The 15,406-nt window shown below is 61.0% G+C and carries 13 protein-coding genes; 9 read left to right on the top strand and 4 right to left on the bottom strand.

The window, feature by feature from the left end:
• The first annotated feature begins 2 nt into the window (after positions 1–2).
• On the top strand, positions 3–1,214 hold the full coding sequence (locus ACO07N_RS14925; protein ID WP_421981773.1) for a mandelate racemase/muconate lactonizing enzyme family protein: 1,212 nt from the start codon (positions 3–5) through the stop codon (positions 1,212–1,214).
• Positions 1,215–1,491: 277 nt separating this feature from the next.
• Here the strand turns inward: ACO07N_RS14925 and ACO07N_RS14920 are convergent, their stop codons facing one another.
• Complete coding sequence (locus ACO07N_RS14920; RefSeq protein ID WP_421981772.1) at positions 1,492–2,142, bottom strand: TetR/AcrR family transcriptional regulator; 651 nt, start codon at positions 2,140–2,142, stop codon at positions 1,492–1,494.
• Positions 2,143–2,246: 104 nt separating this feature from the next.
• Here ACO07N_RS14920 and ACO07N_RS14915 point away from each other — a divergent pair, with 104 nt between their 5' ends.
• From ACO07N_RS14915 to ACO07N_RS14890, 6 genes are all read left to right on the top strand, one after another.
• Positions 2,247–4,124 (top strand): bifunctional sugar phosphate isomerase/epimerase/4-hydroxyphenylpyruvate dioxygenase family protein, encoded by a 1,878-nt coding sequence (locus ACO07N_RS14915; RefSeq protein ID WP_421981771.1) that lies wholly within the window; start codon positions 2,247–2,249, stop codon positions 4,122–4,124.
• Positions 4,121–5,272, top strand: coding sequence for a Gfo/Idh/MocA family protein (locus ACO07N_RS14910; protein ID WP_421981770.1), 1,152 nt, complete (start codon positions 4,121–4,123; stop codon positions 5,270–5,272). Before ACO07N_RS14915 ends, ACO07N_RS14910 begins: the two co-directional genes overlap by 4 nt.
• 4 nt (positions 5,273–5,276) lie before the next feature.
• Positions 5,277–5,933 (top strand): hypothetical protein, encoded by a 657-nt coding sequence (locus ACO07N_RS14905; RefSeq protein WP_421981769.1) that lies wholly within the window; start codon positions 5,277–5,279, stop codon positions 5,931–5,933.
• An 8-nt stretch (positions 5,934–5,941) separates the two neighbouring features.
• Positions 5,942–7,132, top strand: a complete 1,191-nt coding sequence (locus ACO07N_RS14900) for a Gfo/Idh/MocA family protein (RefSeq protein ID WP_421981768.1) — start codon at positions 5,942–5,944, stop codon at positions 7,130–7,132.
• A gap of 149 nt (positions 7,133–7,281) precedes the next feature.
• Positions 7,282–8,052, top strand: a complete 771-nt coding sequence (locus ACO07N_RS14895; RefSeq protein WP_421981767.1) for a sterol desaturase family protein — start codon at positions 7,282–7,284, stop codon at positions 8,050–8,052.
• A gap of 3 nt (positions 8,053–8,055) precedes the next feature.
• A complete protein-coding gene (locus ACO07N_RS14890; protein WP_421981766.1) occupies positions 8,056–9,033 on the top strand; it encodes a cyclic nucleotide-binding domain-containing protein in 978 nt (325 codons plus the stop codon).
• A 10-nt stretch (positions 9,034–9,043) separates the two neighbouring features.
• Here the strand turns inward: ACO07N_RS14890 and ACO07N_RS14885 are convergent, their stop codons facing one another.
• Together ACO07N_RS14885 and ACO07N_RS14880 are read right to left on the bottom strand one after the other, a co-directional pair.
• On the bottom strand, positions 9,044–9,769 hold the full coding sequence (locus tag ACO07N_RS14885) for a haloacid dehalogenase type II (RefSeq protein WP_421981765.1): 726 nt from the start codon (positions 9,767–9,769) through the stop codon (positions 9,044–9,046).
• A 43-nt stretch (positions 9,770–9,812) separates the two neighbouring features.
• Positions 9,813–10,658, bottom strand: a complete 846-nt coding sequence (locus ACO07N_RS14880; protein WP_421981764.1) for an alpha/beta fold hydrolase — start codon at positions 10,656–10,658, stop codon at positions 9,813–9,815.
• Between the two features lie 110 nt (positions 10,659–10,768).
• Between ACO07N_RS14880 and ACO07N_RS14875 the strand changes: the two genes are divergently transcribed.
• Entirely contained in the window at positions 10,769–11,647 is an 879-nt protein-coding gene (locus ACO07N_RS14875) for a LysR family transcriptional regulator (RefSeq protein WP_421981763.1), read from the top strand.
• 392 nt (positions 11,648–12,039) lie between these two features.
• Here ACO07N_RS14875 and ACO07N_RS14870 read toward each other — a convergent pair whose 3' ends face one another.
• The gene (locus ACO07N_RS14870) at positions 12,040–14,199 is read right to left on the bottom strand and encodes a malate synthase G (RefSeq protein ID WP_421981762.1); all 2,160 of its coding nucleotides are present in this window, start codon (positions 14,197–14,199) and stop codon (positions 12,040–12,042) included.
• A gap of 256 nt (positions 14,200–14,455) precedes the next feature.
• On the opposite strand from ACO07N_RS14870, the gene ACO07N_RS14865 reads away from it, so the two are divergent.
• The gene (locus ACO07N_RS14865) at positions 14,456–15,346 is read left to right on the top strand and encodes a DMT family transporter (RefSeq protein ID WP_421981761.1); all 891 of its coding nucleotides are present in this window, start codon (positions 14,456–14,458) and stop codon (positions 15,344–15,346) included.
• Positions 15,347–15,406 lie beyond the last annotated feature (60 nt).

Genomic DNA, 15,406 nt, shown 5'->3' with positions numbered 1-15,406 from the left:
CCATGAAACTCGACCGAATCGAGACCTTTGTGGTCGGCAATCCGCCACCGCGTCACGGCGGCCGCTACTTCATCTTCGTCAAGCTGATGACGGCCTGCGGTGTCACCGGTTACGGCGAGATCTACAACGCGACCTTCGGGCCGCACCTTGTTGCCGCGATGGCGGAAGACGTGTTCAAGCGGCAGTTTGAAGGCCAGGACCCGCACCACATCGAAAAGCTGTGGCACAAGACGTATGGAGCCGGCTACACGCAGCGGCCCGATGTGTCGGTGATGGGTGTCCTGTCCGGGCTGGAGATGGCCTGCTGGGACATCATCGGCAAGGCGGCGGGCAAACCCGTCTACGAATTGCTGGGCGGCAAGGTTCACGGCAGGCTCCGCTCCTACACCTACCTTTATCCCAAGGCGGGCGATGTCTATCCGGATCCCGACACGCCCAATGTCTACAACGATCCGGATATGGCTGCCGAGGCCGCCGTCGCGGCCGTCGAAAAAGGCTTCACGGCCGTCAAATTCGACCCGGCCGGCCCCTACACCATCTATGACGGACACCAGCCGAGCCTTCAGGACCTGGACCGTTCGGAAGCGTTCTGCCGCACGATCCGGGAGGCAGTCGGCAACAGGGCTGATCTGCTTTTCGGCACCCACGGACAATTCACAGTGTCCGGTGCCAAGCGCATGGCAAGACGGCTGGAAGCCTACGATCCGCTCTGGTTCGAAGAGCCGATCCCGCCGGAAAAACCGGAGGACATGGCCGAGGTTGCGCGCTTTACGTCGATACCGGTGGCGACAGGTGAGCGCCTTTGCACCAAGCACGAATTCTCCCGCGTTCTGGAAACAGGAGCCGCGAGCATCCTGCAAATGAACCTCGGACGCGTCGGCGGCCTGCTCGAAGCCAAGAAAATCGCCGCGATGGCCGAGTGTCATTCCGCCCAGGTTGCACCGCATCTCTATTGCGGTCCGTTGGTCGCGCTCGCCAACATCCAACTGGCCGCCTGCAGTCCGAATTTCCTGGTGCTGGAATCGATCCGCACGTTCGACGGGTTTTACGCCGATCTCTTGAAGACGCCGATCCGGTGGGAAGACGGCTATGTCATCCCCCCTGCGAAACCGGGGCTTGGTTCCGACCTCAACGAAGACGTCGCCCGGGCGCATCCCTATGAAGGTAACGAGCTGCATCTCGGCCTGCAGGAAAGCCCGGCGCTACCGCTCTGAAGACCGGCCGAGCTAGGGTACGGACCCATAAATGAAGCCGATTTAGCGGCAGAAATGGCAAAACTGCGCGAGGAAGCGTGTGCAGAGCGGGCCTTTGCCCGGTCAAGCGCGGTGACGCTGCGAGGGGAAGCCATTTTGCCGTCCTTCGGATTTGGCCGTTTCGGCCATATGCATCGTCGCAAAAGGCTTGAAAATGCACCACATTTCCTGCGCCTTCGCTCCTCACAGACGGTCAAAACGATCCAAACCAAATTGACTTCATTTATGGGCCCGTACCCTACCGCACCCGCACCGTGTCGAGCACCATGGCAACAAGGCGCGCGCGCAGACGCTCCTGCCCGGCATCCGTGAAAAGGTCATCGCCATAAAGATGCGAGAAGGTTGCCCGGTTGGAGATGTTGAACACGCAGAACGCGGATATGGTCCAGTGCAGTTCCAGCGGATCGACGTCGTCCCGGAATGCGCCCTCCTCGACGCCGCGGCGGCACAGATCTTCCAGCCCCGTGATGATCTGGCTGTTCAGCTTCGGGATGGTTTCCGACTGCTTCAGATGCTTGCCGTGATGGATGTTCTCGATCGCGATCAGGCGAATGTATTCGGGGTTTTCCCGGTGAAAGTCGAAGGTGAAGGCGGCGAGTTTCGCAAGAGCGTCCAGGGGCGGCAAAGCCTCCAGATCGAGTTGCCCCTCGCCCTTGCGGAGCCGCGTATAGGCCGCTTCGAGAACCTTGGAATAAAGGCCACTCTTGTCGCCGAAATAATAGTAGATCATCCGCTTTGACGTTTTCGTCCGCCGGATGATCTCGTCGATCCGGGCGCCGGAAAACCCGGCCTCCGCGAAAACGGACGTGGCCACGGCGAGAATGTCGGCCTTTACGCCTTCCGGGTCCTGTTTCCAGCTCGTCTTGCGCTCACCTTCGTTCTTTTTCACGCGCCTGACCCGCCTTTCGGAGAATTGATCATTGACAAATTAACTCTTTGGTACATTCTAAGTTGCCTATCAAACTGGTGCGTGCTTCGGAGGAGGGCAACGCGGTGAAGACGTCGATAGCGACGGTATCCATTGCCGGAGATCTGCCGCAAAAGCTGGCGGCAATTTCCGCTGCCGGCTTCGACGGTATCGAGATCTTCGAACAGGACTTCATCGCTCATGACGGTGGCGCCACAGATGTCGGAAAAATGGTCCGAGACCATGGGCTAGAAATCCTGCTGTTTCAACCCCTACGCGACTTCGAGGGACTGCCCGAGCCCCAGCGCGCGCGAGCGTTTGACCGCGCAAAGCGCAAGTTCGACGTCATGAACAAGCTCGGAACCGATCTGGTCCTGATCTGTTCAAGCGTCCATCCGAAGGCGCTCGGGGGAATAGACAGGGCGGCATCCGACCTTGCCGAACTCGGTGACATTGCAAAGGCGCACGGTGTACGTGTCGGCTATGAGGCGCTCGCCTGGGGCCGTTACATAAACGACCACCGCGACGCCTGGGAAATCGTGCGCCGGGCGGATCATCCGTCTGTCGGTCTGATCGTCGACAGTTTCCATACGCTCGGGCGCAAACTCTCGCCGGACAGCATCCAGTCGATCCCCGGCGACAGGATCTTCTTCGTCCAGCTTGCCGACGCCCCCCGGATCGACATGGACCTGCTATACTGGTCTCGCCATTTCCGCAACATGCCGGGAGAAGGTGATCTCGATGTCACCGGATTTCTGAAGGCCGTCGCCGCGACCGGGTATGACGGTCCGATTTCCCTGGAGATTTTCAACGACCAGTTCCGGGGCGGCAGTCCCGAGTTGATCGCGCGTGACGGCTACCGCTCGCTGATGGCGCTGGCCGACGACGTGGAACGGGATGCTCCGCAGTCCCGGATCGGCATTCAGCCGATGCCGGCACGCCCCCGCGTCGAACAGGTCGAGTTCATCGAGTTCACTGCGGATGAAAGCTCCGCTGGCGAATTCGAACAGCTGCTGGCAAGCCTCGGGTTTCGCCTCGCGGCTCGGCACATCAACAAGTCGGTCACCGTCTGGCAACAGGGCGGCATCCGGATTGTCATCAACAAGGACGACAGCGGATTTGCACGCGCCTGCTTCGAGAAGCATGGCCTCGGCGTTTGTGATATCGGCCTGCGAGTCGACAGTGCGAGCGCGGCCGTGAACCGCGCCACCCGCCTCGGTGCGGAGCCGTTTCGCCAGCCGCTCAACGACGGGGAAATGGCGCTGCCGGCGATCCATGCCGTCAGCGGGTCGATCATGCATCTGCTTGATGAACCAAGCGGGCTGTCCGATGTCTGGGACGTGGAGTTCGAGCCTGTGGAGAGCGGTCCCGATGCCGGCCGGCTTAAGGCCGTCGATCACATCGCGCAGACGATGGACTACGCGGAGATGCTGAGTTGGTCGCTTTTCTACACCGCGCAATTCGACCTCGCCAAGCGTCCTGTCTTCGATGTGGTCGACCCCGGCGGCATCGTGCGCAGCCAGGTGATCGAGGCGCCCGACGGCGTCTTCCGCCTGACGCTGAACGGGGCGGAGTCGAAAGACACGCTCGCCGGACAATTCATCTCAGGCCGAAGCGCGTCCGCGGTGCAGCACATCGCTCTGTCCTGCGACGACATTTTCGAGACCGCAGCAGAACTCCGGTCCCGAGGCTTCCGGCCACTGGTCCTGCCCGGCAACTACTATGACGATCTTGCCGCCCGGTTCGGATTTGACGATCCGGAGATCGAGCGCCTGAAACAGTCGGCCATTCTCTACGACGAAGACGAACTGGGCGCCTTCTACCAGATTTACAGCCGGCCCGTGGCCGGCGGGTTCTTCTTCGAAATCGTTCAACGGACCGGCAATTATGCGGGTTATGGCGGGCCGAACGCGCCGTTCCGGACAGCTGCCATGAAGCGGCTGATGCGGCAGGAGGCGGCATGACGCTCCTGAAGGTCGGCCTGATCGGCTGCGGACGCATCAGCGACATTTACCTCAAGAACTGTGCAGCGTTTGACGGATTGGAGATCACTGCCTGCGCCAGCCTCGACATCGGGGAAAGCAGGGCCAAGGCTGCGCAGCATGGTGTGCCGAAAGCCTGCGAACCGGCCGAACTCCTTTCCGACCCGGATATCGATTGCGTGCTCAACCTGACCATTCCCGCAGCGCATGCGGATATCTGCCGGATGGCGCTTCAAAGCGGCAAACATGTCTACTCCGAGAAGCCGTTCGTGACGAACCTGAACGACGGGCGGGAAATCCTGGAGCTTGCACGCACCCGCGGGCTCCTGGTCGGCAACGCGCCCGATACATTCCTGGGCGGGCGCTGGCAGACCGTGCGCAAGCTGCTGGACAGCGGCGTCATCGGCGCCCCCACCGGCGTTTCGGCCTTCGTGCCGACACACGGGGTCGAACGCCATCACCCGAACCCGGATTTCTACTATCAGGAAGGCGGCGGTCCGCTGCTCGATCTCGGCCCCTACTACCTCACCGCAATGGTGTTTCTGCTCGGACCGATCACGCGCGTTGCCGGGATGGCGCGCAAGACTTTTCCCGAGCGCATGATCGAGAACGGGCCACGGCACGGCGCGATGATGCCGGTCGAGGTCGACACCCATTGCCTGAGCATGTTCGAGTTCGACAGCGGCGTCATCGGCCAGATGATGGTGTCCTTCGATGTCTGGGAAAGCGAGACACCGCGTCTGGAGATCTACGGCGAGGACGGCACGATCTGCATTCCGGACCCCGACCCTGGCGATGGCGCCAACATTTTCGCCGGCCCCGTCTGGTACAGAACGCGCGCCGAGTCCCGCTGGACCATGCGGCCACGCCCAGAGGCACCGGCGGAGTGGTGCGTGGCCGAGATCGATCATGGCTACAATTGGGACGCACGCGGGATAGGCCTGCTGGACCTGGCCTATGCGGTGCGCGACGGGCGGCCACCGCGCGCCAGCGGTGCGATGGCCTATCACGTGTGCGAGATCATGCAGGGGATGCTGAGGTCGCCCGAAATCGGTGCGTTCGTCAACATTTCCAGCCGCTGCGATGTGCCCGACCCGTTGCCTCAGAATTTCCCCGAAAGCGAGGGCTAACCGGATGCCGACCAGGATACTCGACTTTGCAGAACCTTTTTTCACGGTGAGCATCGTTACCGGCGAAACGACGGTCAGTGTCGGCGGCAAGGCCATCCTCCTGAACCTTGCGGAAAAACCCGTCAGGATCTTCGACCAGATGCTTGAACACCTGCAGTCCACCGTCATTGCGGATGTGGACATCAGGGACGTGGACAAGGCAATCCTGATCGAGCGCTTCGACGATTATCCGGACACGGACGCCCTCTTCGATCAGGTCAAACGTACATGGCCCTCAGCCTATGACGTGCGGCAGGAAGAGCGGCTCAGAGGGGTCAGCCACTACATGTCGCCGAAGGTCTGGATCGGCCGCATCGGGCTGACCATGTATCATTCCGGCTCGGTGCCGCTGAATGTGGGCCTGCACAGGGACCATCCCTTCTGCCCCGTGCCCGGCTTCCGCGAAGTCCATACCCAGGTTGTCGGCTTCGGCAAGATGCAGCAATGCCGCGAGAAGGACCCGTCGACCCTCTATCTGGAGGAACCGATGGCGCCGGGCACGACCCACCGCCCGATGTACGATGCCGAAGGCAACTATCCCTGGCATCAGTTCGAAACCATTACGCCGTCGATATTCATGGCTGTCGAGATGCTGCCGGAAGGCGCACAGCCGCCGGCTTGAGGTGACCCATGACCGAGAAACTTCTTCCCCAGTCCTTCGATTTTGACGGCCCCTTCCCGCGCCTTTCGAGACGTCTGCGGCTCGGGATCGTCGGCGGCGGCAGGATTTCCGCGACGCAGGCGATGGCCGCGCGGATGACGGATCTTTGGGAGATCAGCGCCGGAGCCCTGTCGTCCGACCCGGAAAAGGCGAAGGCCAGAGGCGCGGACCTCTTCCTCGATCCCGAACGCTGCTACGGTTCGTTCGATGAGATGGCCGAAGCCGAGGCGGTGCGGAGCGACGGGGTCGACGCCGTCATGATCACGACGCCGAACAACATGCATCATCCGGCAGCCCTCGCCTTCCTCGATCGAGGCATCGACATCCTCTGCGACAAGCCGCTCACCAACGAAATCGCAGAGGCGGAGGATCTTGCCGCGCGAAGCGCGGAGGCCGGAGTGGTTTTCGGCGTCTCCTACGTGATGTCGTGTTATCCGATGATCCGCCAAGCCAGGGAAATCGTCGCCTCCGGCATTCTTGGGGACATCAACCAGATCCACGTGGAATTCATGCAGGACTGGATGATCCCGGACGGCGTGGAAGCCGCGCCGCACGTCAAATGGCGGGTCGACCCGAAGATCTCCGGGCCAACAAGCTGCACAGGAGATATCGGCACCCATGCCGCGCATCTGGCAAGTTTCGTCTCCGGACTGCCGCTGACCCATGTGCGGGCCGAAATGCATGTGTGTGGCGCTCCCAAACCGCTGGAAGACACCGTCTTCATGATGACACGGTATGGCGACGGCGTTCCGGGCACGCTGATGGCGACCCGCCTCGCCTCGGGCAACAGGGGCGGATTGCGTCTCAGGATCTTCGGATCGAAGGGCGGCCTGGAATGGGACATGGAAGACGCCGAGCGGTTGCGGCTCAACGTGTTCGGAGACCCCGACCGGATCCTGAGCCGGGGCCATGGTCACGGCCTTTCCGCCGCCACCGAGCGCTTCGTGCGCACCGGGCGCGGCTTTCCGGAGGGCCTCATCGAGGCCTGGGCCAATCTCTATACCGAGTTTGCCATGGCCGTTGCCGCCCGCAGTGACGGTGTCGCTATCCCGGCAGACTGGATCCGCCTGCCGCGGGTCGGCGATGGCGAAGCCGGTGTGCGCTTCATCCATGCCGCCGTCGCATCCCACAACGAAGGCTCCATCTGGGTCGACGTCTGACGACCTGAGGTACCCGGACCCTATCCATGATAGCAAAACGGCCTATTTTCCAGATAGCTAAGACCTTCACGCCGCTTGACCGGAGGTGCCGGTTTTTCTAGCCTCACGGCCAGGGCGCCAATGAATGCATGCAAGCGTGGGGGATGGAAATGGATGCAGCGGAAGCGGCGATGCTTTGCCTGATCGCCGTGATCGGCCACCTGATGGCCTTGTTCTGGTTATGCGTCGAGGACTACGAAGTCGATCTCTCGCGCGACCGGATCTACAGCCTGCCGATCAAGGACCCGCAGGTGCGGCGGGAACTGAAGAACTCCCTGCACACGCCGCTGCATGCGCTCATGCTGATGATTTTCCTGCTGTTCGGGCTCTTCGACAGCCGGACGGTCGCCAGCTTCTTCGGCAGTCTTCTGCTCACGGCGCTCTGGGCCGAGATCTGGCACTATGCGTCCCACCGCGCCTTTCATTTGAAATCGCTCCACTGGATCCATGCCGAGCACCACCGCAGCCGCCTGTCCAGCCCGTTCACGGCGCTGTCCTTTTCCTTCTGGGAAAAGTTCATCTTCGACCTCGGCATTCTCGGGGTGCTTGCGCTGGTGGACCAGTTCCTGATGCCGCTGAACTTCTTCGGTATCGCGACCTGGTTTGCGCTGTACCTCGTGATCAATTCCTACGGTCACGCCAATTACGAAATCCGCTCTGAAAACTTCATGAAGGTCAAGGGCAAGTACATCACGTCGACGGTGTACCATGCGCTCCACCACTCACGGTACACGGGGAACTATGGCCTCGGCACACGGTTTCTCGACCGCATGTTCGGAACGGAGTGGCCGGACTCGGAAGCGGTTTTCGAGCGCGTGGTGGTGGAGAAAAAACCGTTGACGTCGCTCAAGGAGACCGTGGCGGAACCGGACGGGAGCTGACCGATGGAACCCGACATCCTGACCGAACTGACGTCGATCTGTAGCGAGCACCGGTTCCCGCCCGGGCATGTGCTGCGCTACGAAGGCGGCTTTGCCGGTGACATGCTGCTGGTGCTGGAGGGAGAGGTCGAAGTCCGTTTCGAGCAGGGCGACCTGTCCACCCGCCTGACATCCGGCCGCAACACGATCCTCGGTGAAATCGGCTTTCTGACCGGAAGCGGGGCATCGGCACGCGTTGAAACACTCACGGACATACGCGCGCTCGGCATCGGCCGAAAGGAACTCGATCTCCTCGAAGCACGGCAGCCGGAGATGGCAACCGCCTTTTCCAGATATCTTGCGAAGCTGATGCGGGCGCGGCTGAAGCAGAATGACGTCCTGCTCGACGATTTCGAAAAGGCGGACCCGCCGCCGCTCGAAGTGTTCCAGTGCAACACCGAGGATCTCATTCTTCGCGCGCAACGCCTGCGCTACGAGGTCTATTGCGGCGAGTTCGGGCGCCCCTCTCCCTATGCCGACCATGAGGCGCGTACGCTCATCGATCCGCTCGACGAGCACGGCACCAGTTTCATCGCCGTCTACGAGGGCGAAGACGCGGGAACCGCGCGTGTCAATCTCGCACAGCATGGTGGGCTTTCCATCCTGCCGGAGCTCTACGGCATGGGCGCTTCCGATCACCATCCGCACAAGACCTGCGTCATCACCAAATACGCGATCCCGGAGAAATGGCGCGGCGGTGCGACCTACATGCGGATCTTCGCCGGCATCGCGACATTCGTGCAGGCGACCGGCATTCGCGAGATCTACATCGACTGCGTGCCGGATCTGGCGCGCTTCTATGCGACGATGAAATTCCGGCAATCGGCGGACGAGTTCGTCCACTACGAGAACGGCCTCTCGGTCCCCATGGTGCTCGATGTCGCGGAATATCACGCGCGCATCCCCATCGATGAACGCCTGAGGCGCAATCGCTGGCGCTGAACATTGAGGATCAGCCGGCAGCCAGTTCCTGCTTATGCGCCTCGACCAGATCCGCCATGCTGTCGAACCGGAAATCGACTGTCGGCATGTCTCCCGGGTTCATTGTCGCACCAAATCCTTGCTTGTCGTGGCGGCGATAGATCCAGCAGTTTGCAAGACCATGCCGGTTGGCCGGAGCATGATCATGAAACATGCTTTCGGCCGTGTGCAGGATTTCATGCCTGGCGATGCCGTTGCGGGTGAGCGTTTCGAGCATGTATTCGAAATTGCGATCTGCGGGTTTGTAGCTGCCGACATCCTCGGCGGTATAGACCCCGTCGAAGTGGACACCCAGGCGACCGTTCGAGCCCGAGAAGCTCAGATTGTCCGTGTTGGTCAGGACGACCAGCCTGAAGTGTTCCTTCAGATAGGCGAGCGCCTCCCTGCTGTCATCGAAGGCCGGCCATTGACGGACGGACAGGCCGTAGGCCGCACATTCCTCCCATGTCACCTCGACGTCCCATTCTTCGGCGAGGCGCCGATAGACGACACCCAGCAGATCCGAATACTTCTTTGCCGGCGTCCAGCGCTGGCTGGTGGATTCATGATAGGCGTGCGCTTCCAGAATGTCGTCCCGGCTCAGGTACCGGCTGACCTTGTCGGTCAGCGGTTGCAGCGCGGTCACCATTCCGCTCTCCCAGTCGATCAGTGTGCCATAGACGTCAAACGTGAGAGCCTTGAAATCAGAAAGCTTCATTGGGGTGTCCGATCTGTTGAAGATGTTATGTGGATCCGGTGCATCATTTCTGCCGGCTCAGGAAATCGACCAGCAGACCGGAAATCTTTTCAGGCTGATCTTCCATCGCGAAGTGCCCGCAGTTTTCAAGAACGTGAAGCTCCGAGCCCGGGATTGCGTCGCGAAGCTTGTGCGCCCAGCCCACAACCTGCCAGGCATCGTCCGCTCCCCAGATCAATTGCACCGGGAGCCTGCCGAGTTCGTGCAGCCGGTCTGCAACCTCCTGCGTATGCCGCGGATCGTAGTGGCGGACCTGATGCTGGAAGAGACTGCCCTGTCCGATCGGGCCGGATATGAAATCCAGATAAATGCCTTCCGCGGTTTCGTCCAACTCGTCCGGGTCGTGAACGGTGCTGAGCAGCCAGTCGTGGAAATGCTGCCGATGTTCGCCGTCACCCGCCTTGATGAGGCGTTCCAGGCCATTTTGCATCTGTTCGTTCGTGCGCTTCGACGGCCATGAATCGAACGAGACCGTGTCGATCATGGTCAAAGACCGGAGCCGTTCCGGATATGAGACGCCGAAGCGCTGTGCGATGCCGCCACCGATGTCATGGGCGATCAGGTGGAAATCATCCAATCCCCAATGACGCAGCAAACCCTGAAGTATCGGGACCTGACCGGTGACCGAGGTGTCAACGTCCGGGTTCCAGGGACGTTCCGACAGGCCGAAGCCAAGAAGATCGTAGATGTGGACCTTGTAACCGGCGTCCACCAGGGCTGGGGCAATCTTGCGCCAGATGTAGGACGAGGACGGTGTCCCGTGGATAAGCACGACAGGTTCGCCGCTGCCGTGGATGCCATGTGCAATGCGGGTGTTATCGATCAGTACGTGTTCATTGACGAGATGCATGGTTGCCGCTCCGCGAAATGAGGTCTTTCCAAATTCCTAGCGCACCCCTATGATATGAATCAAATGAATGAATGTCATATAATCATCTGTTTTTGTCATTGGAGACTCAAATGCCGGAACGTTTGGAGATCGATGCCCTTCGCGCGTTGCTGACGATCGTGCAGCAGGGCGGCGTCACCAGGGCGGCCGAGCATCTTTGCGTGTCCCAGTCGGCGGTCAGTCACAAGATCCGGCGGCTGGAGCAGAATCTTGATTGCGAACTTCTGACCAGGCGCGCCGGCGCACCGCTTCTGACAGAAGACGGTGAGCGGCTCAGAACCTATGCAAGCCGGATTGTCGATCTGCATGACGAGGCACTCGCATCGCTCCGGAAGCGGCCGGTGTCCGGCACGATCCGGCTCGGGATGACCGAAGACACGACAACGAGCGGCGTAGCCCGGATCCTCGGCCGGTTCACGCGGCTGTTTCCCGAGATCACGGTTCACACGCGCGCAAGCCAGAGCCTGTGCGTGCAGGACTGGCTGCAGGCGGGTGAACTCGATGTCGCCGTGATGCAGATCTTCCGGAAAGACGTGAAACCGGGCGATCTGATCCTCTTCGAGGACACGCTCCATTGGGTACGGTCGCCGGATCTCATCCTGGATACGAGCGCTCGCATTCCGTTCCTGTCCTTCGACAGCAACTGCTTTTACAAGGTCTGGGCGTTCTCCGAGGGCCTGTCGGAGGGGCACCGGCTCGAAAACGTTCTGGAGTGCCCGAGCGCGGCGGGCATCCAGTCGGCGGTCAGATCGGGTCTCGGCGTCGCACTCTTGAACGGGCTTCACGTCACACCGGACATTGCCACGATCGAAAACGAACTTCCCACCCCGCCGGACATCACCTACATCGCCCGGGTGCGTGACGGTGCCGCCAGTCCGGCGGTCGATGCATTGATCGGTGAGATCGCCAAGGAAGTGCAGTCGGCCATCCCGCTGCGCATTGCGGGCTGAACCGCAGCCGGACGGAAGAGCCGGCCAATTCCGGTATGCGAAAACAAACAAAAACGGCGGCTGCGAAGAGAGGCAGCCGCCGCAATCGTTAGGGTCAGGACCCATTAATTTGGTTGAATTGGCGCTGCAAGCGGCAATGAGCTGCAAGGAAAAGCGCGACAAGCGGGCTTCCTGCCCGGTTGAGCGGTTTGACGAAGCAGATCGAAGCCGGTTTTGCGTCCCTAAGGGATAGGGTGGATTTGCCCGGCAACATCGTTGCAAATCTTTGGAAACCGGGCGGTTTCCTGCAGCTTTGCGCCTCGTATCCGAACAAATTCATCCCTACCAATTCATCCAAATTAATGGGTCCTGACCCTAAATCCTCCGGACTTCCGTCCGCAGTTCCGGCGAGATCAGGCCGCTTTGGCCTTGAATTCGATCCGGCGGCGGTGAAGCACCGGCTCGGTATAGCCGTTCGGCTGGCTGGTGCCTTCGATCACGAGTTCGCACGCCGCCTGGAATGCGACGGAATTGTCGAAGTCGGCGGCCATCGGCCGGTAGAGCGGGTCGCCGGCGTTCTGCTCATCGACAACCGCGGCCATGCGTTTCATGGTTTCCATGACCTGCTCTTTCGTGGCCACGCCATGATGCAGCCAGTTGGCGATATGCTGCGACGAAATCCGCAGGGTGGCCCGGTCTTCCATCAGGCCGACGTTGTTGATGTCCGGCACCTTGGAACAGCCGATCCCCTGCTCGACCCAGCGCACGACATAACCCAGAATGCCCTGTGCGTTGTTGTCGAGCTCGGCCTGAATGTCTTCCGGCGCCCAGTTCGGCCGCTCGGCAACGGGGATGGAGAGGATATCCTCGACCCTGGCCGCATCGCGCGACCTGAGCTCCGCCTGACGGTTCGCGACCGAGACCTGGTAGTAGTGAAGCGCGTGCAGGGTCGCCGCCGTCGGGGACGGCACCCAGGCTGTGTTGGCGCCGGACATCGGGTGCCCGATCTTCTGCTCCAGCATCGCCTGCATCAGGTCCGGCATCGCCCACATGCCCTTGCCGATCTGCGCGTGCCCCGGCAGGCCGCAGGCGAGACCGACATCGACATTGTTGTTTTCATAGGCGCCGATCCAGGTTGAGGTCTTCATGTCCCCCTTGCGGATCATCGGACCGGCTTCCATGGACGTGTGCATCTCGTCGCCCGTGCGGTCCAGGAACCCGGTGTTGATGAAGAAAACACGGTCCTTCGCCTGACGGATGCACTCCTTGAGATTGATCGTCGTGCGGCGCTCCTCGTCCATGATGCCCATCTTGAGCGTGTTGCGCTCAAGGCCCAGCGCGTCTTCGACCCGGTCGAAGATCTCGGAGGCGAAAGCCACTTCCTCGGGGCCGTGCATCTTCGGCTTGACGATATAGACCGACCCGGAGCGGCTGTTGAGATTACCGCCGTTCGGGCCAATGTCGTGGAGCGCGATCAGCGAGGTGATCATGCCGTCGAGCAGGCCTTCGGGCACCTCGTTGCCGTCCTTGTCCAGAACCGCATCGATGGTCATCAGGTGACCGACATTGCGCACCAGAAGCAGCGAGCGGCCGTGGAGCGTCAGGGCGGAGCCGTCGGGCGCGGTGTAGTTGCGGTCACCATTGAGGCGGCGCGTGACGGACTTGCCGCCTTTTTCGAACGTGTCTTCAAGATCGCCCTTCATCAGGCCGAGCCAGTTGCCGTAGACGACGACCTTGTCCTCGGCGTCGACCGCCGCCACCGAATCCTCGCAGTCCATGATCGTCGACATGGCCGATTCGAGGACCACGTCGGAGATGTGTGCCGCGTCGGTCTTGCCGATCGGGTGCTGCGCATCGATGTTGATTTCCAGGTGCAGGCCGTTCCTGACCAGCAGGATCTTGTAGGGCGCATCGGTGTCACCCGAATAGCCGGCAAACTGTGACGGGTCCGCCAGGGCGACATCCCCGCCTGCCGTCTTCACAAGCAACGCCTCGGCGCTGACGGCAAAACCCGTTGCCTGTGTCCAGCTGCCCGAGGCGAGCGGTGCTGCCTCGTCAAGTACCTTGCGCGCATAGGCGATCACCTCAGCGCCACGCGCCGGATCGAAGCCTCCGGGCGCGGGTTTCGAGCCCATCGCGTCCGTGCCGTAGAGCGCATCGTAGAGAGACCCCCAGCGCGCGTTTGCAGCATTGAGCGCATAGCGTGCATTCATGACAGGCACCACGAGCTGCGGGCCGGCGACAGACCCGATTTCGGGATCGACCCGGTCCGTGCCGACGCCGAAGTCGTCGCCCTGGGGCACGAGATAGCCGATGTCGCTCAGGAAGGCCTTGTAGGTGGCCATGTCGGGCGTTCCCGGATTGGCCTTGTGCCAGGCATCGATCTTTTCCTGCAGCGCATCGCGCTTTTCCAGCAGCGCCTTGTTGCGTGGTGCCAGATCATGGATGAGGGACGACAGGCTGCTCCAGAAATGATCCTGGTCTATTCCAGTCCCTGGCAACGCCTGAGTGTTCACAAAGTCATAGAGAACGTCGGCAACTTGCAATCCGTGGGCATTCGTTCGGGCGGTCATTCGTCTCTCCAGGCGCATGGCTCGAGTTTTGTCATTTAACCGGTGTTTTGGGGCGTTCGGCATCGTTCGTCAATTGCTCAAGAGAACGCATGACTTTTTCCAAAATGGAAAAAATAAACATTATTATATCTGAAATTACACCCTCGGAGCGAAGATTTGGCTTTCCGTCCAACGGCTGATCCTATACCGGTGTCTGCTCCAGACGGTTCCGCTCTCCAGGCCTTTCATGTTCGCGATTGCTCGAAGATTCGGCGACATGACATATGGCAATGCCTTTGTCATGCTGACGCTCACCACGCTTTTCTGGGGCGGCAACACGGTTGCCGGCCGCCTCGCCGTCGGCGAGGTGTCCCCGATGATGGTGGTGTTCCTGCGCTGGGTCCTCGTTGCCGGAATTCTCGTTCCGCTGTGCTGGACCAGGATGCGGGCCGACTGGGATGTCATGCGCCCTTACCTTCCGCGCATGATCCTGATGGCCGCGTTCGGGTTCGTCGGCTTCAACTCGCTGTTCTATATCGCGGCGACACAGACGACGGCGGTGAACCTGGGCATCATCCAGGGGTCGATGCCGATCATCGTGCTGATCGGGTCCGTGATCTTTTTCGGAACGAAGGTTCGGATCCTGCAGGTCCTCGGTATTCTGCTGACCCTCGTGGGCGTGACGATGATCGCGGCACAGGGAAGTCTCGAGGTGTTGATGTCGCTCGCGGTCAACCCGGGCGACGGCTACATGCTGCTGTCTTGCCTTCTCTATTCAAGTTACGCGCTTGCACTGCGAAATCGCCCGAAGGTTTCCGGACTGACCTTCTTTGCGGTCCTGTCGGCCATATCCGTCGTGGCCTCGGTACCCGGGCTGATTTTTGAGGTCTCGACGGGAACGGCCCAGTGGCCGACCTTCGACGGCTGGCTTGTCGTCCTCTATATCGCCGTCTTCCCCTCCTGCCTTTCGCAGATCTTCTTCATGCGCGGCGTGGATCTCATCGGACCTGCGCGCGCGGGCGTGTTCGTCAACCTCGTCCCGATTTTCGCGGCCGTGCTTGCCGTCTCGATCCTGAGCGAACCGTTCAAGTGGCACCACGGCATTGCCCTTGTTCTGGTGCTGGGCGGGATCTGGCTTTCCGAACGCAAGGCCGACCCTGCAGCCTGAACGCAGGTGCGAAATAAAATTTCAGTGAATTTGATATCGCCGCATTCACAAGGCACATTG

This window comes from Roseibium sp. (assembly GCF_965229775.1).
Classification (GTDB): domain Bacteria; phylum Pseudomonadota; class Alphaproteobacteria; order Rhizobiales; family Stappiaceae; genus Roseibium.
Note: the sequence above shows the minus strand (reverse complement) of the source record. Positions and strands in the feature narration are given on the sequence as shown.